19 protein-coding genes are annotated in these 24,067 nt (G+C 68.4%); 3 read left to right on the top strand and 16 right to left on the bottom strand.

Going from position 1 to position 24,067, the window contains the following annotated elements:
• Window positions 1-6: 6 nt before the first annotated feature.
• The 13 genes from AC1D2H_RS20270 to AC1D2H_RS20330 all read right to left on the bottom strand — a co-directional run bounded on the left by AC1D2H_RS20270 (window position 7) and on the right by AC1D2H_RS20330 (window position 14,903).
• A complete protein-coding gene (locus tag AC1D2H_RS20270; protein ID WP_478012224.1) occupies window positions 7-834 on the bottom strand; it encodes a cell division protein FtsQ/DivIB in 828 nt (275 codons plus the stop codon).
• Window positions 831-1,802, bottom strand: a complete 972-nt coding sequence (locus AC1D2H_RS20275; RefSeq protein ID WP_477930965.1) for a D-alanine--D-alanine ligase — start codon at window positions 1,800-1,802, stop codon at window positions 831-833. Before AC1D2H_RS20275 ends, AC1D2H_RS20270 begins: the two co-directional genes overlap by 4 nt.
• The gene (gene murC, locus AC1D2H_RS20280) at window positions 1,799-3,187 is read right to left on the bottom strand and encodes a UDP-N-acetylmuramate--L-alanine ligase (protein ID WP_478012225.1); all 1,389 of its coding nucleotides are present in this window, start codon (window positions 3,185-3,187) and stop codon (window positions 1,799-1,801) included. The genes AC1D2H_RS20275 and murC overlap by 4 nt, the downstream gene beginning before the upstream one ends.
• A 106-nt stretch (window positions 3,188-3,293) precedes the next feature.
• Window positions 3,294-4,370: an undecaprenyldiphospho-muramoylpentapeptide beta-N-acetylglucosaminyltransferase gene (gene murG / locus AC1D2H_RS20285; protein WP_478012226.1), complete on the bottom strand. Its 1,077-nt coding sequence runs from the start codon at window positions 4,368-4,370 to the stop codon at window positions 3,294-3,296.
• Window positions 4,367-5,623: a putative lipid II flippase FtsW gene (ftsW, locus tag AC1D2H_RS20290; protein WP_477930971.1), complete on the bottom strand. Its 1,257-nt coding sequence runs from the start codon at window positions 5,621-5,623 to the stop codon at window positions 4,367-4,369. Before ftsW ends, murG begins: the two co-directional genes overlap by 4 nt.
• 73 nt (window positions 5,624-5,696) lie before the next feature.
• On the bottom strand, window positions 5,697-7,379 hold the full coding sequence (gene murD, locus AC1D2H_RS20295) for a UDP-N-acetylmuramoyl-L-alanine--D-glutamate ligase (protein WP_478012227.1): 1,683 nt from the start codon (window positions 7,377-7,379) through the stop codon (window positions 5,697-5,699).
• A 4-nt stretch (window positions 7,380-7,383) separates the two neighbouring features.
• Entirely contained in the window at window positions 7,384-8,562 is a 1,179-nt protein-coding gene (mraY, locus tag AC1D2H_RS20300) for a phospho-N-acetylmuramoyl-pentapeptide-transferase (RefSeq protein WP_477930975.1), read from the bottom strand.
• Entirely contained in the window at window positions 8,552-9,922 is a 1,371-nt protein-coding gene (locus tag AC1D2H_RS20305) for a UDP-N-acetylmuramoyl-tripeptide--D-alanyl-D-alanine ligase (RefSeq protein WP_478012228.1), read from the bottom strand. The genes mraY and AC1D2H_RS20305 overlap by 11 nt, the downstream gene beginning before the upstream one ends.
• Window positions 9,923-9,930: 8 nt before the next feature.
• On the bottom strand, window positions 9,931-11,397 hold the full coding sequence (locus tag AC1D2H_RS20310) for a UDP-N-acetylmuramoyl-L-alanyl-D-glutamate--2,6-diaminopimelate ligase (RefSeq protein WP_478012229.1): 1,467 nt from the start codon (window positions 11,395-11,397) through the stop codon (window positions 9,931-9,933).
• Window positions 11,397-13,154, bottom strand: coding sequence for a peptidoglycan D,D-transpeptidase FtsI family protein (locus tag AC1D2H_RS20315; RefSeq protein ID WP_477930980.1), 1,758 nt, complete (start codon window positions 13,152-13,154; stop codon window positions 11,397-11,399). The genes AC1D2H_RS20310 and AC1D2H_RS20315 overlap by 1 nt, the downstream gene beginning before the upstream one ends.
• On the bottom strand, window positions 13,151-13,414 hold the full coding sequence (gene ftsL, locus AC1D2H_RS20320; RefSeq protein WP_477930981.1) for a cell division protein FtsL: 264 nt from the start codon (window positions 13,412-13,414) through the stop codon (window positions 13,151-13,153). Before ftsL ends, AC1D2H_RS20315 begins: the two co-directional genes overlap by 4 nt.
• Before the next feature lie 80 nt (window positions 13,415-13,494).
• Window positions 13,495-14,451, bottom strand: a complete 957-nt coding sequence (gene rsmH, locus AC1D2H_RS20325; protein WP_478012230.1) for a 16S rRNA (cytosine(1402)-N(4))-methyltransferase RsmH — start codon at window positions 14,449-14,451, stop codon at window positions 13,495-13,497.
• An 11-nt stretch (window positions 14,452-14,462) separates the two neighbouring features.
• Window positions 14,463-14,903: a division/cell wall cluster transcriptional repressor MraZ gene (locus AC1D2H_RS20330; protein WP_477930985.1), complete on the bottom strand. Its 441-nt coding sequence runs from the start codon at window positions 14,901-14,903 to the stop codon at window positions 14,463-14,465.
• Between the two features lie 425 nt (window positions 14,904-15,328).
• Here AC1D2H_RS20330 and AC1D2H_RS20335 point away from each other — a divergent pair, with 425 nt between their 5' ends.
• The 3 genes from AC1D2H_RS20335 (at window position 15,329) to AC1D2H_RS20345 (ending at window position 19,922) form a co-directional block, all read left to right on the top strand.
• Window positions 15,329-16,885 (top strand): methyl-accepting chemotaxis protein, encoded by a 1,557-nt coding sequence (locus AC1D2H_RS20335; RefSeq protein WP_478012231.1) that lies wholly within the window; start codon window positions 15,329-15,331, stop codon window positions 16,883-16,885.
• A gap of 39 nt (window positions 16,886-16,924) precedes the next feature.
• Window positions 16,925-17,512 (top strand): chalcone isomerase family protein, encoded by a 588-nt coding sequence (locus AC1D2H_RS20340; protein WP_477930991.1) that lies wholly within the window; start codon window positions 16,925-16,927, stop codon window positions 17,510-17,512.
• Window positions 17,513-17,603: 91 nt separating this feature from the next.
• Window positions 17,604-19,922, top strand: coding sequence for an ATP-binding protein (locus tag AC1D2H_RS20345; RefSeq protein ID WP_478012232.1), 2,319 nt, complete (start codon window positions 17,604-17,606; stop codon window positions 19,920-19,922).
• Here AC1D2H_RS20345 and AC1D2H_RS20350 read toward each other — a convergent pair.
• The 3 genes from AC1D2H_RS20350 to AC1D2H_RS20360 all read right to left on the bottom strand — a co-directional run bounded on the left by AC1D2H_RS20350 (window position 19,919) and on the right by AC1D2H_RS20360 (window position 23,721).
• A complete protein-coding gene (locus tag AC1D2H_RS20350) occupies window positions 19,919-20,803 on the bottom strand; it encodes a carbonic anhydrase (protein ID WP_478012233.1) in 885 nt (294 codons plus the stop codon). The genes AC1D2H_RS20345 and AC1D2H_RS20350 overlap by 4 nt on opposite strands.
• Window positions 20,804-20,833: 30 nt before the next feature.
• Entirely contained in the window at window positions 20,834-22,042 is a 1,209-nt protein-coding gene (locus AC1D2H_RS20355; protein WP_478012234.1) for a multidrug effflux MFS transporter, read from the bottom strand.
• A 98-nt stretch (window positions 22,043-22,140) separates the two neighbouring features.
• Window positions 22,141-23,721, bottom strand: coding sequence for a methyl-accepting chemotaxis protein (locus AC1D2H_RS20360; RefSeq protein ID WP_478012235.1), 1,581 nt, complete (start codon window positions 23,719-23,721; stop codon window positions 22,141-22,143).
• Between the last annotated feature and the right edge of the window lie 346 nt (window positions 23,722-24,067).

A 24,067-nucleotide genomic window follows, 5' to 3' on the forward strand; every position in this document is an offset into this window, starting at 1 on the left:
CCGTCCTCAGCGTTTTCTATTTACGGGTTTACCCGGGGTGTTCGTCGTCACGCCGCGCAGCTTGACCGCGTAGCCGTCGGCGTGGCGCAGGTCGGCGGACAGCAGCGGGCTGCGGTAGGTCGCCGTGACCTGCGTGATGGATTGGGCAAAGCGGCCGAAGCGCTCGACGACATCCGCCTCGCTGCCGCGGCCCAGTTCGATGACGGCGCCGCTGCCCAGCGTCGCGCGCCAGGAGCCGCGGCCGGACAGGTCCAGGCGGTCGATGCCTTCACCGAGTTTTTCGGCGGCCGGCGACAAGGCCCGCCACATCTGCAGCATCGCGCCGGCGCTCTGGGCCGGGCCCGCGAGCACGGGCAGGGTCTCGTCCTCGACGTCGCCGAGGTTGGCCTGGAAGACCTCGCCGAAGCTGTTCACCAGCGCGCGCTCGGCCGCGGCCTCGGTGGCGGAATCGGCGCCGTCGGTGCGCGCCTCCCAGTAGGCGGCGGGGCGGTGCTCCTCGAGATTGACCTTGAGCCGCATCGGCCAGATGCGCGTCAGCTGTGCATGGCGCACCCAGGGCACGGCCTCGAAGGCGGCGCGGCCGTCCCTCAGGCTCATGCTGAGGAAGGAGCCGTGCAGCCGAGGCAAGGCATTGGCGCGCAGCGAGGCGACGCTGTTGCGGTTGACATCACCCTCGACCTGGATGGCGCGGAAATTGAACGTCGGCAGCCGAACCACCCAGCGCAGAGCCGCCCACGCAGCCGTTGCCACCAGCGCAGCCACGAGCAGCGCCGACACCGCATTCATCAGGCGGACGTCGGACGGCAGCGCGGCGGTGGCGGCGGCTGAATTCATGCGCGGTCGAGGCGGGCCTGGGCCAGCAGCCACAGGCACAGATGCGGGTAGTCCACGCCCACGGCCTGCGCGGCCTTGGGGACCAGCGAATGCGAAGTCATGCCCGGGCTGGTGTTCATCTCCAGCAGGAAGGGCTTCATGTCGGACTTGCGCAGCATCAGGTCGGCGCGGCCCCAGCCGCGGCAGCCGAGCAGGCGGTAAGCGTGCAGCACGAGGCGGCGGATTTCGGCTTCGAGCGCAGCGGGCAGCGAACCGAAGACGTACTGCGTCGTGTCGGTCTCGTACTTGTTGGCGAAGTCGTAGTTGCCGGCCTCGGCGCGGATCTCGATGACCGGCAGCGCAACGGCGCTGTCGCCTTCACCGAGCACGGCGCAGGTCAGTTCGGGGCCTTCGATGCATTGCTCGAACAGCAGCTCGTCGTCAAAACCCAGCGCCAGCTCGACCGCCCCCTGCATGTCCGAGTAGCCGGCCGCCTTGGTGATGCCGATGCTGCTGCCTTCGTGCGGCGGCTTGACGACGACGGGCAGGCCCAGCGTGTCGGGAATCGTGCGGATGCGTTCGCGCGTCAGCTCGGCGCGCGACAGCGCCAGGTACTGCGGCGTCGGCAGGCCTTCGTTGGCCCACAGCCGCTTGGTCATGGTCTTGTCCATCGCGACACCGGAGGCCGTCACGCCGGAGCCGGTGTAGGGAACGCCCAGCCATTCAAGGGCGCCCTGGATGGTGCCGTCCTCACCGCCGCGACCATGCAACGCGATGAAGGCGCGATCAAAGCCTTCGTCCTTGAGCGCTTGCAACGGGCGCTCGGCAGGGTCGAAGGCATGGGCGTCGACGCCGATGGACTGCAGCGCCGCGAGCACCCCATTGCCGCTCATCAGCGACACCGGCCTCTCGGCACTGTGACCACCGAAGAGCACGGCAACCTTGCCAAGACCCTTGGCATCGATGTTCAGATCGATCGGCGTGTTCATGCCGAAGCTCCTTGGAAATGCGCCGCGACGCGGCCCGGCAGGCTGCTCATCGAGCCCGCGCCCATGCCGATGACGACATCGCCGTCGCGGGTCAAGCTGGCCAGTGCCGCCGGCATGTCCGCCACGCCGGCCACGAAGTTCGACGTGCCCACGGCCTGCGCGAGCGCCGTACCGGTCGCACCTTCGATGCGTGCTTCGCCGGCCGAATAGACCTCGGTCAGCAGCACGACGTCCGCACCCTTCATGACCCGCACGAAGTCGGCGAAGCAGTCCCGCGTGCGCGTGTAGCGGTGCGGCTGGAAGGCCAGCACCAGGCGACGGCCCGGGTAGGCACCGCGTGCGGCGGCCAGCACGGCAGCCATCTCGACCGGGTGGTGGCCGTAGTCGTCGACCAGTTCGAAGCGGCCGCCATCGCCCGCCGGCCATTCGCCATGCTTCTCGAAGCGGCGGCCGACGCCGGAGAAATTCTTCAGCGCGCGCTGGATGGCCTCGTCCGGGCAGTCCAGCTCCATCGCGATGGCGATGGCCGCGAGCGCATTGCGCACGTTGTGCTCGCCGGCCAGGTTGAGCAGCACGTCCAGGTCTTCGGCACCTTCGCGCTGGCAGCTGAAGCGCATCTGCGCGCCGGCCAGCGCCTGCACATCGACCGCGCGCACGCCGACACCCGCGGACAGGCCGTAGCTGACGACCGGCCGCTCGATGCGGCCGAGGATGGCCTGCACGCCGGGGTCGTCGGCGCAGACCACCGCCGCGCCGTAGAAGGGCATGCGGTGCAGGAACTCGATGAAGGCCTCGTGCAGACGCTCGACCGAGTGGCCGTAGGTGTCCATGTGGTCCTCGTCGATGTTCGTGACGACGGACAGCACCGGGCTGAGCTTCAGGAAGGAGGCATCGCTCTCGTCGGCCTCAACGACGATGAACTCGCCCTTGCCCAGGCGCGAGTTGGCGCCGGCGGCGTTGAGCTTGCCGCCGATGACGAAGGTCGGGTCCAGGCCCGCCTCGACGAGGATGGCCGTGACGAGGGAGGTCGTCGTCGTCTTGCCATGCGTGCCGGCGATGGCGATGCCGCGGCGCAGCCGCATCAGCTCGGCCAGCATGACGGCGCGCGGCACGACCGGCACCTGGCGACCGCGAGCCGCCTGCACTTCGGGGTTGTCGGCGGCGACGGCGGTGCTGGTGACCAGGGCCTGCGCTTCGCCGATATTGGGCGCGGCGTGGCCGATCTCGACCCGCAGGCCCAAGGCGCGCAGGCGCTCGGTCGTCGTGCTCTCGACGGCGTCCGAGCCGCTGACCGTGAAGCCCAGGTTGTGCAGGATCTCGGCGATGCCGCTCATGCCGGCGCCGCCGATGCCCACGAAATGCAGTCGTTGAACCGCGTGCTTCATGTCAGCCCCTCGTCCAACGAGTACGTTGGCCGATCCCCCGAGGGGATACGGGCCGGCTCGGGAGCGGCCCAGCGCTCGGCCCGCCATGCACTACGGCCTTCGCGGCTCATTTCAGCATTCCTTCGATTTCATCGGCTACACGGGCGGCGGCACGGGGCCGTGCCAGGCCACGAGCTTTCTCGCCCATGGCGAGCAGCGCGCCACGGTCCATGCCGCTCAAGAGTTCGTGCAACTTGGCCGGCGTCAATTCGCCCTGCGGCAGGTGGATGGCCGCGCCGTGCTGGGCCATGAAAACGGCGTTGTCGCGCTGGTGCGAGGTCGTGCTGACGACCAGCGGCACCAGCACCGCCGCGCAGCCTGCCGCGCAGAGTTCGCTGACGGTGATGGCGCCGGCCCGGCAGACGACGACGTCGGCCCAGGCCAGGGCCGCGGCCATGTCGTCGATGAAGGGGCGCACTTCGGCCGACAAGCCTGCATCGGCATAGGCCTGCCAGACAGCGCCGAGATGGTCCTGACCCGACTGGTGCAGCACCAGCGGCCGCTGCTCCTGCGGCCACAGCGCCAGCGCCTGCGGCACCGCCTGGTTCAGCGCGCGTGCGCCCAGCGAGCCGCCCAGCACCAGCACGTGCAAGGGGCCGGCGCGCTCGGCCATGCGCTCGGCCGGCAGTGGCAGTTCTTCGATCTCGGCACGCACGGGGTTGCCGCTGACGATGGCGCCCGACGTCGAAGCCGCCGCCGCACCGTCGAAGCCGAATGCAATCCGGCGCGCAAAAGGTTTCAGCGCGAGGTTGCTCTTCAGCATCGCCGCGTCGGCATTGACCAGCATCAGCGGCCGGCCGGTGAAGGCCGCCGTCAGCCCGCCGGGCAGGCAGACATAGCCCCCCATGCCCAGCACGGCCGTCGCGCGGCGCTCGGCGTAGACACGGCGCGCCAGGCCCAGCGACTTGAAGAAGCCGACGATGCCGCGCAGCGCGTGCTTGAACCCCTTGCCGCGCAGACCGGCGAAGGGCAGCGCGTCCAGCTCGATGCCACGCGCCGGCACGAGGCGGTTCTCCATGCCGGTCGGCGTGCCTATCCACGACACGGTCCAGCCGCGGCGCTGCATTTCTTCCGCGACCGCGAGGCCCGGAATGATGTGGCCGCCGGTGCCGGCGGCCATCACGACGAGGTGGCGATCGCTCACGAGCGCCCTCCCCGCATCATTTGCCTGTTCTCGAGATCAATCCTCAACACGACTGCCAACGCCACGCAGTTCATCAAGATCGCCGACCCCCCAAAGCTCAGCAGCGGCAGCGTCAGGCCTTTGGTCGGCAGCGCGCCGAGGTTCACGCCCATGTTGATGAAGGCCTGGCCGCCCATCCAGATGCCGATGCCCTGGGCATAGAGCCCGGCAAAGACACGGTCCAGCGCGATGGCCTGGCGGCCGATCAGGAAGCAGCGGCGCGTCAGCCAGAAGAAGGCGAGGATCACCACGGCAACTCCTGCAAAGCCCAGCTCCTCGCCGATGACGGCGAGCAGGAAATCGGTGTGGGCCTCGGGCAGGTAGTGCAGCTTCTCGACGCTGCTGCCCAGGCCCTGGCCCAGCCACTCGCCGCGGCCGAAGGCGATCAGGCTGTGCGTCAGCTGGTAGGCCTTGCCCTGGGCGTATTTCTCGTCCCAGGGATTCAGGTAGGCAAAGATGCGCTCGCGGCGGAACTCGCTGAAGGTGATCATCAGCGTGAAGGCGCCCACCAGCACCAGCGTGATCAGCAGGAACATGCGGCCGTTGACGCCGCCCAGGAAGAGGATGCCCATCGCGATCGCCGCGATGACCATGAAGGCACCCATGTCGGGCTCGGCCAGCAGCAGCAGGCCGACGAAGGCCAGCGAGATCGCCACCGGCGTGACGGCCTGGAAGAAGTTCTCCCGGGCGTCCATCTTGCGCATCATGTAGTTGGCCGCGTACAGCGCGATGCCGAACTTGGCCAGCTCGCTGGGCTGGAAGTTCATGACGCCCAGCGGGATCCAGCGACGCGCGCCGTAGACGACCTTGCCGATGCCGGGAATCAGCACCGCGACGAGCAGCACCAGCGCCACGACAAAGACCCAGGGCGCCCAGCGCTCCCAGATGGCGACGGGGATCTGCACGGTGACCAGGCCCGCCACCAGCGCAAAGCCGATGGCGATCATGTGGCGCGTCAGGAAATGCGTCGGCAGGTATTTCGCGAAGCGCGGGTTGTCGGGCAGCGCAATGGAAGCCGAATAGACCATCAAGAGGCCAAAGGCCATCAGCGCGAGCACGACCCAGACCATGGTGATGTCGAAGCCCTGCAACTGCGTGGGGCGGCCGGCCGAGGTCGACACCCAGTCACGCACGGGCACGCTGGCGTCCTCGGCGTCGCCCTTTTTCCAGAACGACTGCAGCCTGGTGGTGAAACCGCTCAGCACCGCAGTCATTGGTGCACCCTTCGCGCTGCGCGCTGTCCCGCCGAGCGGAAGCGAGCTTGCTTGGGACGGCCCGGCGCGGCGCTCATAGCGCCACCCCGCGTTCGTCGGCGAGCTGCTGCACCGTCGCGACGAAAACCTCGGCGCGGTGGGCGTAGTTCTTGAACATGTCCAGGCTGGCGCAGGCCGGCGACAGCAGCACGCTGTCACCGCTCTGGGCTTGCTGCAGGCACCAGGCCGTCGCAGCTTCCAGCGTCGCGTGGTGCTGCATCGGCACGCCCGCGTTCGCTAGCGCCGCTCCGATCTGCGGCGCATCGCGGCCGATCAGTGCGATGGCGCGCGCATGGCGGGCGACGCCGTCGGCCAGCGGCGCGAAGTCCTGGCCCTTGCCGTCGCCCCCGAGGATGAGCACGAGCTTGGCCGGCGCGCGGTCGGCGCCCAGGCCCGAGATGGCGGCGACGGTGGCGCCAACATTGGTGCCCTTGCTATCGTCGAAGAACTCGATGCCGTCGATGCTGCCCACCGGCTCGACGCGATGCGGCTCGCCGCGGTATTCGCGCAGGCCGTGCAGCATGGGCGCCAGCTCGCAGCCGGCGGCGGTTGCCAATGCGAGGGCGGCCAGCGCATTGGCGGCGTTGTGGCGGCCGCGCACGCGCAGCGCATCGGCGGGCATCAGGCGCTGGATGATGAGGGGCTCTTCCGCGTCGCTCTTCTTGCGCTTGATCGTCGGGTCCAGCTCAAGCGCTCGCACCAGCCAGGTCAGGCCGCCCTCTTCCGTCAAGCCGAAGTCGCCCGCAACCTTGGGCGGGTTCAGGCCGAAACGCACGACGTGGCGCGACACCGTGCGGCCGGCCTTGCCGCGGCTGCCCTTGACGAAGACCGGTGCGGGCACCAGGCCCTCGACCTCGGCGTCGTCACGGTTGACGACGATGACGGACTCGCGGCCAAAGATTCGCGCCTTGGCAAGGCCATAGGCGGCCATGTCGCCATGCCAGTCGAGATGGTCCTGGGTCAGGTTCAACACCGCACCGGCGGTGGGCTCGAAGCCGGCGACGTTGTCGAGCTGGAAGCTGGAGAGTTCGAGCACCCAGACCTCGGGCAGGGTCTCGAAGACCGGGCCGCGCGGCGGCGGCGGGTCGATGGGCAGCGGCGTGTCCTCGTCGGGCAGCACGGCAGCTTCTTCGATCGTCTCCTCCTCGACGGGTGCATCCTCGATCGCCTCGGCGATGGCTTCGGCCGGCGTTTCGACCGGCGCCGGATCGGGCTCCTTGGCCAGCGCCTCGGTCAGCGTGTCCAGCAAGGTCGGGCCGATATTGCCGGCGACGGCGACGCGCCTGCCGGCGCGCTCGACCAGCAGGCCAGTCATGCAGGTCGTCGTCGTCTTGCCATTGGTGCCGGTAATGGCCAGCACCGCCGGCGCATAGCCATGCTGGGTCTTCAGCGCGGCCAGTGCATCGGCAAACAGGTCCAGCTCGCCGCGCACGGCGGGGCCGTGGGCGTAGACAGCGGCGAGGCGCGCATCCAGTGGCGACAGGCCCGGGCTTTTCAGCACTGAATTGAAGCCAGCAACGATCTCGGCTGTCAGCTCGCCGGTAATGAAAGCCGCTGTTTCACCGAGCGCTCCCAGTTGCGGGGGCTGCGCGCGCGAGTCCCACACCGTGACCTGCGCACCGAAGCGCGCGCACCAACGCGCCATCGCCAGGCCGGAGTCACCCAGGCCCAGCACGAGCACGCGCTGTTCGAGCAGTTGCGGCAGGTCCAGCTTCATCGGCTTACCGCAGCTTCAGGCTGGCCAGGCCCACCAGGCACAGCAGCATGGTGATGATCCAGAAGCGGATGACGACCTGGGTCTCGTTCCAGCCGCTCTTCTCGAAATGGTGGTGCAGCGGCGCCATCTTGAAGATGCGCCGGCCCTCGCCGAACTTCTTCTTCGTGAACTTGAACCAGCTGACCTGCAGCATCACGCTCAGCACTTCGGCCACGAAGATGCCGCCCATGATGCCGAGCAGGATTTCCTGGCGCGTGATGACGGCCAGCGTCCCCAGGCCACCGCCCAGCGCCAGCGCGCCCACGTCGCCCATGAAGACCTGGGCCGGGTGGGCGTTGAACCACAGGAAGGCCAGGCCGGCGCCGGCCATCGCCGCGCAGAAGATCAGCAACTCGCCGGCGCCGGGGATATAGGGCAGCAGCAGGTATTTGGAGAACACCGACGAGCCGGTCAGGTAGGCGAACAAGCCCAGGGCCGAACCGACCATGACGACGGGCATGATGGCCAGGCCGTCCAGGCCGTCGGTGAAGTTGACCGCGTTGCTGGTGCCGACGATGACGAAGTAGGCCAGTGCCACGAAGCCCCACACGCCCAGCGGCATGCTGATGGTCTTGAAGAAGGGGATCAGCAGGTCGGCCTTGGGCGGCAGCTCGGTGGAGAAGCCGCTGGACACCCAGCGGAAGAACAGCTGCACGACACCGAGGAAAGACGTCTCCGACACGCTGAACGCGAGGTAGAGCGCGGCGACCAGGCCGATCAGCGACTGCCAGAAGAACTTCTCGCGGCTCTTCATGCCCTCGGGGTTCTTGTCGACGACCTTGCGCCAGTCGTCCACCCAGCCCACGGCACCAAAGCCCATGGTCACCAGCATGACGACCCAGACGAAGCGGTTGCTCCAGTCGAACCACAGCAGCGTCGACACGCCGATGCCGATGAGGACGAGGACGCCGCCCATCGTCGGCGTGCCGGTCTTGGCCAGATGGGCCTGCACGCCATAGGCACGCACGGGCTGGCCGATCTTCATCGCGGTCAGCCGACGGATGACCCAGGGCCCGAAGGCCAGGCCGATCAGCAGCGCCGTCATCGCGGCCATCACGGCGCGGAAGGTGATGTACTGGAAGAGGCGCAGAAAGCCGAGGTCGGGGTAGAGGCCCTGCAGCCATTGGGCGAGGCTAAGCAGCATGGGAGCCTCCGGATTGCAGTGCAGCGACCACTTGTTCCATCTTCATGAAGCGCGAGCCCTTGACCAGGGTCTGGGCCACGCTGGGTTGTTCCTTCAGGGCCGCGATGAGGGCGGCCGTGTTGTCGAAGGCGCGGGCTCTCGACCCGTAAGCCGCCGCCGCGTCGCGGGCGGCGGCGCCAGCGGTCCAGAAATGAGCGATGCCGCGTTCGGCCGCATAGGCACCGACTTCGCGGTGGAAGGCCGGGCCTTCGTTGCCCACCTCGCCCATGTCGCCGAGGATGAGCCAGCCTTCGCCCGGCATGCCGGCCAGCACGTCGATGGCGGCGCGCACGCTGTCGGGGTTGGCGTTGTAGCTGTCGTCGATCAAGGTGCGGCCACGCGCATCGAGCTTGAGTTCCGAGCGACCCTTGACGGCGCGGAAGGCCTCCAGGCCCTGGGCAATCGAGGCCAGCGGTGCGCCGGCAGCCAGCGCGCAGGCAGCGGCCGCCAGTGCATTGCGCACGTTGTGTTCGCCGGCCATGTGCAGAGCCACCGGCGCGGTGCCGGCCGGCGTGTGCAGTTCCAGCGCCCAGTGCGTGCCCATCCAGGCGGCGTCGCCGGTCACGTCGGCCTCGCCGCGCAAGGCAAAGCTCAGGTGGGGGCGCGAGCCCGCCAGTTCCAGCCAGATCGGCGCACAGGCGTCCTCGGCGGGGAAGACGGCGCAGCCGCTGCCGGCCAGCGCCTCGATGACGGCGCCGTTCTCGCGCGCAACCGCCTCGACCGTCGCCATGAACTCCTGGTGCTCGCGCTGCGCGTTGTTCACGAGGGCCACAGTCGGCTGCGTCATCGCGGCCAGCGGCGCGATCTCGCCGGGGTGATTCATGCCCAGTTCGACGACGGCGGCGCGGTGGCTGGTCTCGTCGTCATGGCGCAGGCGCAGCAGCGTCAGCGGCACGCCGATGTCGTTGTTGTAGTTGCCTTCGGTGGCCAGGGCCGCATCACCCACCCAGGTGCGCAGGATGCTGGCGATCATCTGCGTCGTCGTCGTCTTGCCGTTGCTGCCGGTGACGGCAACGACGGGCAGCTGCTGCTGGCGGCGCCAGGCGGCGGCGAGCTGGCCGAGGGCGAGCTTCGCATCGGGCACGAGCAGACCGGGCAGACCCGCCTCCGCCAGGCCACGCTCGGCCAGTGCCGCGACGGCGCCCGACGCCTTGGCCTGGCTCAGAAAGTCGTTGGCATCGAAGCGCTCGCCACGCAGCGCGACGAAGAGGTCGCCGATGCGCAAGCTGCGCGTGTCGCTGTGCACGCGGGCAAAGCCGGTCGCGCCGTTACCGACCAGCGTCGAGCCTGGCAACAGCGCCTGTGCTTCAGCGAGCGTCATGAACAGGCTCACAGACCCGCCCTTTCCAGCAGCGCCGCACGCGCCTCGCCGACGTCGGAGAAAGGCCGGCGCACGCCGTTCACTTCCTGGTAGTCCTCATGGCCCTTGCCGGCGATCAGCACGATGTCGCGCGAGCCGGCCTGGGTGATGGCCATGCGGATGGCTTCCTCGCGGGCCTCGATGACACTTGCCGCCGGCGCAGCCACGGCGATGTCGCCCATGATCTGGGCCGGCGCTTCGCTGCGCGGGTTGTCGGTCGTGACGACGACGCGGCCCGCCAGGCGTGCAGCGATGGCACCCATCTGCGGGCGCTTGCCGCGGTCGCGGTCGCCGCCGCAGCCGAACACGCAGACCAGCTCGCCGCCGCGCGCCTGCGCCAGGCCCTGCAGTGCCGAGAGCGCCTTGTCGAGGGCGTCCGGCGTGTGGGCGTAGTCGACGACGACCTGCGGCAGTTCGCGGCCATTGCCAACGCGCTGCATGCGGCCCGGCACCGGCGTCACGCGGCCCAGCACGCGCGCCACGTCGGCCAGCGCATGGCCTTGCGCGCGCAGGGCGCCGGCCACGCCGAGCAGGTTTGCGGCGTTGTAGTCGCCGATCAGGCTGGTCTGCACGGCCAGGGCTTCGCCGCCCTCATGCAACATGAAGGCCAGGCCTTCGCCGGTGTAGTGCAGACCTCGGGCCGAGAGGCGCGCATCGCTGTGCTCGACACCGGTGGTCCAGACGTCCAGCGAGGCCAGTTCAGCCGCGAGCTCCGCGCCCTTGGGATCGTCGAGGTTGATGACGGCGGCACGCAGGCCGGGGAAGCTGAACAGCGCACGCTTGGCTGCCCAATAGGCGTCCATCGTGCGGTGGTAGTCGAGGTGGTCTTGCGTGAAGTTGGTGAACACCGCGACACGCACCGCGCTGCCGGCCAGGCGACCTTCGACGATGCCGATGCTGCTGGCCTCGATGGCGCAGGCCGAGAAACCGTCGTCGCGCATGCGGGCGAAGGCGGCCTGCAGCAGCACGGGGTCGGGCGTCGTCAGGCCGTTGTAGTCCAGCTTGGGCGGCTCGCCGATGCCGAGCGTGCCCACCACGCCGCAGCGCTTGCCGAGCTGGGCCGAGGCCTGGGCAATCCACCAGGCCGACGAGGTCTTGCCATTGGTGCCGGTGACGGCGATGACGTCCAGCGTGTCGGTCGGCTTGCCGAAGAAGGTGGCGGCAATCTCGCCGGTGCGGGCCTTCAGCCCGGGCAGGGAGGCCACGCGCGCATCCACGAAGCCGAAACGCTCGACATCGGCCTCTTCGACCAGGCAGGTGGACGCGCCGGCTTCCAGCGCCGCAGCGACGAATTCGCGGCCGTCGCGCGCATAGCCGGGCCAGGCGATGAAGGCATCACCGGGTCGCACCTGGCGGCTGTCGGTGCGCAGCGTGCCGGTGCACCATTCGGACAACCAGCGCGCGGCGGCATCGGGGGATTTGAGGCGGGTGAGCATCAGAAGCTTTCTTCCACGGCCGTGGCCTTCTGGTTGGCGACGATCTGGCTCTTCACGTCCAGGTCGGGCGGCACGCCGAGCAGGCGCAGCGTCTGCGCGGTGACCTGGCTGAACACCGGGCCGGCGACCTTGCCGCCGTAGTACACGCCGGCAGTCGGGTCGTCGACCATGACGGCAACGACGATGCGCGGCTTGCTGATGGGCGCGATGCCGACAAACCATGAGCGGTATTTGTGGCTGGCGTAGCCGCGGCCTTCCTGCTTGTGGGCCGTGCCGCTCTTGCCGCCGATGCTGTAGCCCGGCACCTGGGCGTCGGGCGCCGTGCCGCCGGGGCCTGCCGCGGCCTGCAGCATCAGGCGCAGGTCCTGCGTGACCTTGGGCGAGAACACACGGATGCCGGGCACCGGGTGGTCATGCGGCTGGCGCAGCATGCTGACGGGGATGATCTCGCCGTCGCGCGCGAACACCGTGTAGGCCCGCGCCAGCTGGAACAGCGACGCCGACAGGCCGTAGCCATAGCTCATCGTCGCCTGCTCGATGGGGCGCCAGGTCTTGTAGGGGCGCAGCTTGCCGGTCACCGCGCCGGGAAAGCTGATCTGGGGCCGCTGGCCCAGGCCGATGGCCGTGAACATCTCGTGCATCTCGCGCGGCTGCATCTGCATGGCGAGCTTGGTGGCGCCGATGTTGCTCGAGAACTTGATGACCTCGCGCACCGGAATGACGCCATGCGGCTTGGTGTCGCTGATGACGGCACCCTGGAAGGCGTATTTGCCGTTGCCGGTGTCGACCATGCTGTCGGGTGTCGTGCGGCCGGTCTCCATCGACAGGCCGGCGATGAAGGGTTTCATCGTCGAGCCGGGCTCGAAGACGTCGGTCAGCGCGCGGTTGCGCAGTTGCTCGCCCGACAGGTTCTGGCGATTGCCGGGGTCGTAGCTCGGGAAGTTGGCCAGCGCCAGCACCTCGCCGGTCTGTGCGTCCAGCACGACGACGGAACCGGCCTTGGCCTTGTTCTCGGCCACCGCGTCGCGGATGCGCTGGTAGGCGAAGAACTGCACCTTGGAATCCACCGCCAGGTCGATGTCGTGACCGTTGGCCGCGGGCACGATGTCGCCGATGTCCTCGACGACGCGACCCAGGCGGTCGCGCACGACGGAGCGCGAGCCGTCACGGCCCTGCAGCTCCTTCTGGAAAGCCAGCTCGATGCCTTCCTGGCCACGGTCCTCCACATTGGTGAAGCCGACGACATGGGCCGCCGCCTCGCCCTCGGGATATTTGCGGCGGTACTCGCGGTCCTGGAAGATGCCCTTCAGGCCGATGGCCTTCACGCGCGCGGCGGTCTCGTCGTCGGCCAGGCGCTTGAGCCAGACGAAGCGCGTCTCGGGGTTGAGCTTGGCTTCCAGTTCCTTGTTGGACAGGCCCAGCGCCTTGGCCAGGGCGCGGCGCTTGTCGGCGTCGGCGTCGACTTCCTTGGGGATGGCCCAGATCGACGGCACGGCCACGCTGGCGGCCAGCACCTGGCCCGTGCGGTCGTTGATGCGGCCACGGCTGGCCGGCAGCTCCAGCGTGTGGGCGTAGCGGGCTTCGCCCTGCTTCTGGAAGAAATCGGTGTTCAGTACCTGCACATAGACGGCGCGCGCCAGCAGGCCGAGGAAGGCCAGGCCGACGAGGGCGACCAGGAAGCGCGAGCGCCACGGCGGCGTCTTGGACGCGAGCAGCGGGCTGGTCGAATAGCTGACGGACTTGTTGGCCTTGTTCATTGGCCAACTCCCGATGCCACGACGGCAGGGCTGATGACGCGCATGCCCAGGCGCTCACGCGCGACCTGCTCGACGCGCAGATTGGTCGCCTGCGCGTGGCGCTCGGCGGCCAGGCGCTCGGCGTCGGCGGCCAGGCGCTGGCCCTCGGCCTTGGCCTTGTCGCGCTCGGCGAACAGGCGGCGCGACTCGTAGGCGCTGTGCACGAGGACGACACCGCTGGCCAGCACGGCCAGGATGAGGATGAAGTTGACTTTCGCCACGTCAGCGCCGCCCGGCCGCCCGAAGGCGCGGACGCACCCCCTCGGGGGGCAGTGAACGAAGAGAGCGTGGGGGCTTCATGTCAGCGCCTGGACGTGACCGGTGGCAGCGGCGCGTCGGTGCGCTCCGCCACACGCAACACGGCGGAGCGTGAGCGCGGGTTGGCGGCCACCTCGGCGTCGCTCGGCTTGATGCGGCCCAGCGCATTCAGGATCAGCGGCGCGGCTTCGGCGAACGGCGCGCGGCGGTCGAACACGGCCTTGCTGCGCTCGGCGATGAAGGTCTTGACGCGCCTGTCCTCCAGCGAATGGAAGCTGATGACGGACAGCCGCCCGCCCGGCGCCAACAGGCGCAGCGCGGCGTTCAGGCCTTGCTCAAGCTCCTCAAGCTCGCCATTGACATGAATCCGAAGGGCTTGAAAGGTGCGTGTGGCCGGGTCTTGGCCGGGCTCGCGGGTCTTGACCGTGCGAGCCACGAGTTCGCGCAGCTCGTCGGTGCGCGTGAGCGGCGTGCCGGCTTCCCGGCCAGCAACAACCGCCTTTGCAATCTGTGCAGCAAACCGTTCTTCGCCATAGTCTCGAATCACCCGTGCAATCTCGCGCTCGTCGGCGCCGGCCAGGAAGTCCGCCGCGCTCATCCCCCGCGTCGTGTCCATGCGCATGTCCAGCGGGCCGTTGAAGCGAAAGCTGAAACCCCGCTCAGGGTTGTCGATCTGAGGACTGGACACACCCAGGTCCAGCAGCACACCATCCACCTGATGAACACCCAGCGCTGCCAATCGATCGGCCATGTCGGCAAAGGCGCTGTGGACGATGGAGAAGCGCGGGTCGGTGATGGCGGCGGCCGCGGCAATCGCCTCGGGGTCGCGGTCGATGGCGATCAGGCGACCCTCGGGCGCCAGCTTGCTCAGCAGCAGGCGCGAATGGCCGCCGCGGCCGAAGGTGCCATCCACATAGACGCCGTCCGGGCGCGCGAGCACGCCGTCGACCGCCTCGTTCAGCAGCACGGTGGTGTGGCGGAACTCGGCGCTTTCGCTCATCTCGGCGCCCATCAGAAGCTGAAGTCCTTGAGCGCATCGGGCAGTTCGCCGGCCATCACTTCGGCCTCGTGGGCGGCATGGGCATCAACGTCCCAGAGCTCGAAGTGGCTCCCCATGCCCAGCAGCATCACGTCGTTCTTCAGCCCGGCGCTCTTGCGCAGCTCGGGCGAGATCAGCACGCGGGCCGCCGAGTCGACCTCGACGTCCATCGCGTTACCAAGGAAAACACGCTTCCAGCCGGCGGCCGACATCGGCAGGCCGGCAACCTTGTCGCGGAAAGCCTCCCAGGTGGGCCGCGGAAACAGCATCAGACAACCATCCGGATGCTTGGTGACGGTCAGGCGCCCCTGGCAGAGCAACTGCAGCACTTCACGGTGTCGACTGGGCACACTCAGGCGGCCCTTGGCATCTAAGGCCAAGTTGGAGGCACCCTGAAAGACGAATTCCGACACTTTTCACCACTGAACGACACTTCCTCCCACTTTAAGGCCCGCACCCCACCGGGTCAAGGTTCGGCACAAGTTTTTTCAATGAAATCAAGCACTTAGCCACAGCTGTAAATTTATACAGATATGGGAAAAAATCTCTTTAATAAATAAGGACTTGCCAAGATATTGCGAAGTGGTGCTTGAAGTGACGCACGCAACGGGATCGCGTTTGCCCCCATGCTTGAAGCGGCTCGGCGGCCTGGTGTCGCCGAGGCGACGCCAGGTCTGACAGGGTTTTGCCGCACAAATCACGGCAAGCCTCGCCAGCTGGCCGCCCAGAATGCATGCGGCCCAGTGATTTCTGCTGAAATTTCGTGCTGTTTCAGCCCCTTCAGCCAAGAACTCAAAACCGGGGCTCCCACCAAATATCAAAACCGAGGCAGCCCCCCATGAATTTCTTGTCCCATATGCGCATCGGACAACGCCTCACCGCCGGCTTCACGGTCGTGATCGTCGCCCTGGTCGCCATCACGCTGCTGGGCTACTTCGGCATCCAGACCCTGAACAGCGAAATCAGCCAGCTGATCAGCACCGACTACAAGACGGTGGCCCTGGCCAACCGCGCCAAGGCGGAGCTGGGTGATGCCTCGCGCAGCATGATGACGACGCTGATCATGACGGGCGAGGAGCAGATCAAGAAGGAGCTGGACACCGTCGCCAGCCTGATGGCCGCCCACGAAAAGACGATGGCCGAGCTCAAGCCCCTGCTGACCGACGAGGCCAGCCAGGAGCAGCTCAAGGCGGTGGAAGAGGCGCGCGCCAAGTTCATGACCGGCCAGGCGGCCTTCGTGAAGACCGTGGCCTCCGGCGACACCGAGGGCGCGCCGCTGAAGTACCAGTTCTCGGTGCGCGCCGCCCAGGGCAAATACATGGCCGCGCTGGACAAGCTGGTCGAGACCCGCAACGCCGGCATGGACGCGGCCGGCCAGAAATCCAACCAGGTGGCTCAGAAGACCGCCCTGCTGCTGCTGGGCCTGGCCATCGCCGCCATCATCGCCAGCGCGCTGACCGGCGTGCTGATCACGCGCGGCATCGTCAACCCGCTGCGCGGCGCGGTGGCCGTGGCGCGCAAGGTGGCCTCGGGCAACCTGACCAGCGAGATCGAGGTGCGCAGCCGCGACGAGACCGGCGAGCTGCTGCAGGCCCTGCATGACATGAACGAAAGCCTCAAGGGCATCGTCGGCCRCGTGCGCGAGGGCACGGAATCGATCTCGTCGGCTTCCAGCGAGATCGCCAGCGGCAACATGGATCTGTCGGTGCGCACCGAGGCCCAGGCGGCATCGCTGGAGCAGACGCTGTCGGCCATGAAGACGCTGACCGACGCCGTGCAGCAGAACGCGCAGAACGCCCAGCAGGCCAACCAACTGGCCAAGGCGGCCTCCCAGGTCGCCGGCGAAGGCGGCGCCGTGGTGGCCAAGGTCGTGACGACCATGGGCAGCATCGACGCCTCGAGCAAGAAGATCGTCGACATCATCAGCGTCATCGACGGCATCGCCTTCCAGACCAACATCCTGGCGCTGAACGCCGCGGTGGAAGCCGCGCGCGCCGGCGAACAGGGCCGCGGCTTCGCGGTCGTCGCCGGCGAGGTGCGCTCGCTGGCCGGCCGCAGCGCCGACGCCGCCAAGGAGATCAAGCGCCTCATCAGCGACTCGGTCGAGAAGGTCGCCCAGGGCAGCCAGCTCGTGGCCCAGGCCGGCAGCACCATGCAGGGCGTGGTGGCGAGCGTGCAACGGATGACCGACATCATGGGCGAGATCACCCACGCCAGCGCGGAACAGAGCTCCGGCATCGAGCGCGTCACGCATACCATCCACGACATGGACAAGAGCACGCAACAGAACGCCGCCCTGGTGGAAGAAGCCGCCGCGGCCGCTGACTCGCTGCGCGCCCAGGCCCATGGCCTCGAAGAGGTCGTCAGTCTGTTCAAGCTCGAAGCCGCGCACTGAGCCGCGGCCATCCCTATCCCCCCAAGATCAGGAGACTTCATGAAGATGCAGAAAGCGACCCGCTGGATGACCGGCCTGGTCCTCGCCCTGGGTCTGGGCGGTGCCGCCCAGGCCATCGAAGTGGGCGGCCTCAAGTTCGATGACACGGTCAAGGTCGGCGGCAAGGAACTGAAGGTCAATGGCGCCGGTGTGCGCGTGCGCATCGTCGTCAAGGTCTATTCCCTGGTGCTCTATCTGCCCGAGAAGAAGGACACCACGGCCGGCGTGCTGGAAACCACCGGCCCGCGCCGCTTCAGCCTCGGCCTGCTGCGCGAGGTGACCGGTGACGAGCTGGGCCAGGCCTTCATGGCCGGCATCACCGCCAACACCGACAAGGCCGAACGCTCCAAGTTCGTCAACCAGCTCGCCCAGTTCGGCGAGACCTTCGTCAACATTCCTCAAGGCAAGAAGGGCGACGTCATCACGGTGGACTGGGTGCCCGACACCGGCACCGTGATGTTCCTCAACGGCAAGCCGATCGGCGAGCCGATGAAGGACATCGCCTTCTACAACGCGGTGCTGAAGATCTGGCTGGGCGACAAGCCGGTCGACTCTTCGCTGAAGCCCCAACTGCTGGGCAAGGGCTGACGCTCATGCACCACGAAACACGCCACGCCGCCACCGCGTCGTGGCGTGTTTCGCTTTCTGGCAGCCCAACTCATGGCAGCATGACCGCATCTTGAGCCGCAAGCCCTCGTCCTCGCTCTTTGCCGCCCTGGCCCTCGGCGCCAGCATCGGCCTGTTGCTGCCGGCCCTCATCGTCGGCGGCCTCTTCATCGGGCTGCGCGAGTCCAAGGTCGCCGAGCAGGCGCTGCAGCGCGACCTCGACGCCAAGCTCGACGTGCTGGCCAGCAGCCTGCCCGAACTGCTGTGGAACCTGGACGCCGTCGCCGCGCGCGAGGTCGTGTCGGCCATCGTCAAGTCACCCGAGGTCGTGCGCGTCAGCGTCAGCGACGCGTCCCAGGGCCTGCCCTTCATCGAGAACCACCTGCCCGAGCGCCGCCTGGGCCAGACGCTGACCGGCGAGCGCGACATCCTGCGCGGCGCGACGCGCATCGGCCACATCCAGATCGAGATCGACGACCATCTCAGCACGACGGCCGTGCTGCGCCAGCGCTGGCTCTATGGCGCCACCGTCGGCGGCCAGTTGCTGGCCTCGCTGGCCCTGGTGCTGTGGCTGCTGAACTCGCGCCTGTTCCGCCCGCTGCGCGAACTCGGCGATTTCGCCAACGACCTCGCCGAGGGCCGCTTCAACGCCAAGCTGGAGCACACCCGCCAGGACGAGATCGGCCTGCTCGGCGGCCACCTCGAACACATGCGCGACGCGCTGCAGCAGCAGTTCGATGCCCAGCGCAACCTCATCGAGCGCCTGCGCGGCATGGCCGAGACAGTGCCCGGCGTCGTCTACCAGCTGCGCCTGGCCGTCAACGGCGAGTTCTCCTTCGCCTATGTCAGCGAAGCGGTGCGCGAGTACTTCCTGCTCGGCAGTGCCGAACTCGGCCGCAGCGCGGCGCCCTGGTTCGAGCGCGTGCACCCCGACGACCGCGCCGCCGTGCGCGAGAGCCTGCTGGCCTCCGCACGCAACCTCAGCCCCTGGCAGCAGGAGTTCCGCACCCCGCTGGCCGACGGCAGCGAACGCTGGATCTACGGCAATGCCATCGCCCAGCGCGAGGCCGATGGCAGCGTGCTCTGGCATGGCTTCCTGACCGACATCTCGCGCCAGCGCCGCGACGCGTTGGAGCTGGAGCGCTACCGCCACCACCTCGAGGAGCTGGTCGAGGCGCGCACCGCCGAGCTGGCCGAGGCCACCCAGGCCGCCCAGGCGGCGAGCCTGGCCAAGAGCGCCTTCCTGGCCAACATGAGCCACGAGATCCGCACGCCGATGAACGCCATCATCGGCCTGACCTATCTGGCCCAGAGCGACACCATCGAGCCCGAGCAGCAGAAACGCCTGCAGAAGGTGGCCAACGCGGCCGAGCATCTGCTCAGCGTCATCAACAACGTGCTGGACTTCTCCAAGATCGAGGCCGGCAAGGTCAGGCTGGAGCAGCGCGAGTTCACCGTCGGCGAGGTGCTGGACAACATCGCCAACATGACGACCCAGACGGCCGCAGCCAAGCGGCTGCGCGTCGAGAGCGACGTCGCACCGACCCTGCGCGGCCGCCCGCTGATCGGCGACCCGCAGCGCATCTCCGAGGTGTTGCTGAACTTCGCCGGCAATGCCGTCAAGTTCACCGACAGCGGCTTCGTGCGCCTGGGTGCGCGCCTGGACGAGACCCAGCCTGGCGCCGCACTGACGCTGCGCTTCGAGGTGCAGGACAGCGGCATCGGCATTGCGTCAGACGCGCAGGCGCGGCTGTTCCGCGACTTCGAACAGGCCGACAGCTCGACGACGCGGCGCTACGGCGGCACCGGCCTCGGCCTGGCGATCTGCCGGCGCCTGGCCGAGCTGATGGGCGGCCACGTCGGCGTCGACAGCACGCTGGGCCGCGGCAGCACCTTCTGGTTCACGCTGCCCGTCCAAGCCGCAGCCCATGCCCCGGTGGCGCCGGTGGCGGCCCCGCGGCCGCATTCGGCGCGCGAGCGTCTGGCCGAACTGGCGCGCGCCCAGCCCCGCCGCCTGCTGCTGGCCGAGGACAACCCGGTCAACCAGGAAGTGGCCGTCGCCCTCATCGGCAGCGCCGGCCTGACGGTGGACGTCGCCGCGGACGGCCAGCAGGCCGTCGACATGGTCAAGGCCGGCGACTACGCCCTGGTGCTGATGGACGTGCAAATGCCCATCATGGACGGCCTGGACGCGACACGCGCCATCCGGCGCCTGCCTGAAGGCGCCGACCTGCCCATCCTGGCCATGACGGCCAATGCCTTCGACGACGAGCGCCAACGCTGCCTGGACGCCGGCATGGACGACCACGTCGCCAAGCCCGTCGTCGCCGAGCAGCTGTTCGCCACGCTGCACGACTGGCTGTCCGGGGTCCGCAAAACCCGCCGAGGCTAAGGCGTCCCCAGCGATTCCTTGATGAGGCGCCCCGAGCCGGCCTGCAACGGCCGCGCATTCATCGGATAGAGCTTGGCGAAGATGCCCAGCTGCTGGGCCGTCATGGCGACGGGCTGGCGCAGCACCATCCACAGCACGCCCTCGCTGCAGGGCGGCGTCGTCAGCGATCCCATATAGGTGTAGTAGCCGCGCTCGACGGGCAGCAGCTGGTTCAGGTCAATCTGTACCTGGGCCGCCAAGGCCTCGCCCTTTTCCAGCGGCAGATTGGCCCAGACGGTCTGGATCAGCGGCTGGGGCTTGTTGTCGGGCCCGCGCTCCAGCAGCACGGCGACGACGGCGAGCTTGCCCTGCGCATCCTTGTGCACGAGGTGGGCCACCATGTCGGACTGCTTGCCGTTGACGCGCTCTTCGCTGGGCCGGTGGAAGTGGAACTGCACCAGCTCGTAGCGCCGACCCATCACCGTCAGGCCGTTGCCGGCGCCGACGTTGACCTGGATGGTGTGGCCGTTGTCCTGCACCGAGAAGCTGCTGGCGCGGTAGTCGAAGCTGATCTTCTCCAGCTCGACGGCAATGCCCTCGCGGATGTCGATGGGGCTCTGGCGCGTGCCGACGGCGCAGAGCTTGTTGTCCGGCGCCAGCTCGGCCCAATGATCGGGGCCGACGTCGCCGGCATAGCCCCAGTGCACGGGCTTGGCCGCCTCGGCCTTGGCGGGCTTGCCGGCCTTGGCGGGCGATTTGGCGGTGGCCGCGCCCTCGCCCTTGGTGGACAGGCGCTCCGCCAGGCGCTGGCGCAGCACCTCCACCGGTTCCTTGGGTTCATCTGCCTGCGCAGCCGCGCAGGCGGCCAGCAGCGCGGTGATCAGCCAGCGCTTTTTCATCATGTCGGTGATTTCGGCAAGTGATCGCCAGGCTTAAGTCACGACGGAGCGCCTGACGCCGTACCAGGCCACCAGGCCCACCATCATCAAGCCGGCGGATGTGAGGGCCAGGGCCACCGTCGAATGCATGACCAGGGGCACCAGCACGCCGGCGACGAGGCCGTTGGCGGCCGAGCCGATGCAGGCCTGCAGCGACGAGGCCATGCCGCGGCGCTCGGGCACCTGGTCCAGCACCAGCAGCGTGACGACCGGCACCATCATCGCCCAGCCGAAGGCGAACAGGCCGACCATGGGCAAGGCCCAGAAGGCACTCAGCGGCGCGAACAGGTTGAGCAGCACATTGGTGATCGACACGGCCACCATGATGCGAAAGCCGCGCATGATCTGGCGCTTCGCGCTCATCTTGCCGGCCAGCCGGCCGCTGACCGCCGCGCCGGCCATGATGCCGCCGATGGAGCACAGGAAGAACCAGAAGAACTGCTGCGGCGCGAAGTGCAGGTGCTCACCGAGGAAGACCGGCGTCGCCAGCACGTAGAGGAACATGCCGTTGAAGGGAATGCCGCTGGCCAGCACCAGCATCATGAACTTGCGGCTGCTGCACAGCCGCCAGTACTCGCGCATCAGCGCGCCGACGTGAAAGGGCTGGACCAGGCCGGGGTGCAGCGTCTCGGGCAGCAGCCGCCAGTTGGACACCAGCAGCGCCGCGCCGACAAAGGTCAGGAACCAGAAGATCGAGTGCCAGTCGGCGTGCACGAACAGGAAACCGCCCACCATGGGCGCAATCGCTGGCGCCACGCCGAAGAAGAGGGTCACCTGGGACATCACGCGCTGCGCGTCCGCCGGCGGGAACATGTCGCGGATGATGGCCCGCGACACGACGATGCCGGCGCCGGCCGACATGCCCTGCACTGTGCGCCAGAACACCAGCTGGCCGATCGAGCCCGCCACCGCGCAGCCGATGCTGGCGCCCGTGAACACCGCCAGGCCGATCAGCACGACCGGCCGGCGGCCGAAGCAGTCCGACAGCGCGCCGTGGAAGAGGTTCATGAAGGCGAAGCCGAGCAGATAGGCCGACAGCGTCTGCTGCATCTGCACCGGCGTCGCATCCAGCGCCGCGGCGATGCCGGCGAAAGCCGGCAGATAGGTGTCGATGGAGAAGGGCCCGACCATGGCCAAACAGGCCAACAGCACGGACAGGGCCCAGCGAGGCGCGCGCCAGAGGCGGCTGGCTTCAGGATTCATCGGGGCGGTCGGGTGGACGTGCTGGCAGCCGCGGGTTGCGGCTGCCAGCGAGTGTATCGACCGATCCCCACTCTCGGCGTCGCGGGGTTGACGCTGGCTCAGGCGAAGCCGCGTCCCGGCCGCGCCGTCTTGAATTGCGAGATCACATCCAGCAGGCCGGCCGCCTGGTGCTGCAGACTCTCGGCGGCGGCCGCACTCTGCTCGACGAGGGCCGCGTTCTGCTGCGTGCCCTGGTCGATGGAGGCGACGGACTGGTTGACCTGGCCGATGCCGCTGCTCTGCTCGTTGGCCGAGGCGTTGATCTCGGCCATCAGGTCGGTCATGCGGCGCACCTGGCCGACGATGTCGCCCATCGTGGCGCCGGCCTCGCCGACGAGCTGGCTGCCCGCCTCGACCTTCTCTACGCTGGCGCCGATCAGGCCCTTGATTTCGCGCGCGGCCTGGGCGCTGCGCTGAGCCAGCAAGCGCACCTCGCCCGCCACGACGGCGAAGCCGCGGCCCTGCTCGCCGGCGCGCGCCGCCTCCACGGCGGCATTCAGCGCCAGGATATTGGTCTGGAAGGCGATGCCATCGATGGTGCCGATGATGTCGGCAATCTTGCGGCTGGACGCGCTGATCTCACCCATGGTCGTGACGACGCGCTGCACGACATCGCCACCGCGACCGGCCACCTCGGTGGCGGCGCTGGCCAGCTGCGTGGCCTGGCGCGAACTCTCGGCCGTCTGCTGCACGGTGGAGGTCATCTGCTGCATGGACGCCGCCGTCTGCTGCAAGGCGCTGGCCTGCTGTTCAGTGCGGCTGGACAGGTCGTGGTTGCCGCTGGCGATCTCCTGCGACGCCGTCGAGATGCTGTCAGCCGACTGGCGCACGCGGCCGACCATCTCGACCAGGCCGTCATTCATGCGCTTGAGGGCCGCCAGCAGCTGGCCGGTCTCGTCGTTGCTGTCGATGACGATGTGCGAGCTCAGGTCGCCCGACGCCACCGCTTCGGCCAGGTGCACGGCGCGCTGCAGCGGCCGCGTGATGGCATTGCTCAGCGCCCAGCCCAGCAGCACGGCGGCGGCCACGGCGGCCAGGCTGACGCCCACCATCAGGATGCGGTCGTTGCCATAGGCGCCCTCCGCCTGCTGCACGCGCAGGACGGCCTGCTGGCTCTCGTAGGTCAGGTAGTCATCGGTCGCCTTCAGCAGGGCGGCCAGCAAGGGGCGGCATTCGGCGTTCATCTTGGCGATGGCCTCATCGCGCTTGCCGTCCAGCGCCATGCCGACGATGGCCAGCGCCACCGGCCCGTACTGGGCTTCGACGCGCTGCATTTCGCCGAGCAGCGCGTTGTCGCGATCACCCAGATCGCCGGCCTTGGCCAAGGCCTGCTTGAGCTTGGCCATGGATTGCTGCATGTCCTCATGCGCCTTGGTGACGGCGATCTTCTCGACGTCGCGATCGGCTGGCGTCGTCACCAGCACCAGATTGCGCGCCGCGATGGCCCGCCGCGCCGCGGCGTCACGCACATCGTTGACCAGGCGCTCGCGCTCGCCCACGCCCTCCAGGTAACCGGTGAAGCGCCCATTCGAGCGGCTCAAGGAGTTCAGGGACAGGCCCGACACCAGCAGCACGACGGCCGCGAGCAGCGCGAATCCCAGCATCAGCTTGGAACGCAGGCGCAGGTTGTTCAGCTTCATCACAGCACTCCCTTTGGCATGGCCCGTCATGGGGTCGGCATCCGTTGCGGCCAGATCGGATGCCGCGACTTCAATCCGGAACTTCCGGCGATTTCTGAAGGGGAGGAGAAAGAACTGACCGGCACGCGATCCGCCCGGCCAAGCATGAATCGGCCCGGCACCGCCGTTGGCGCCCGTTCTGGCCTGACTCGAGACTCGATCCTCGGTGGTCCGGGATCATCGTTTTTCTCCCCTGCCGGGGCTTTCGCCCGACATGGCGATGCTGCGCCAAACCTAACGCCGTGACAACGTGAAATCTAGCTATCGCCGCGGCACTTTTCCACGGGAGAAAGGTATGAGAAAGAAA

It is taken from the genome of Roseateles sp. P1_C1_2, from assembly GCF_056406535.1.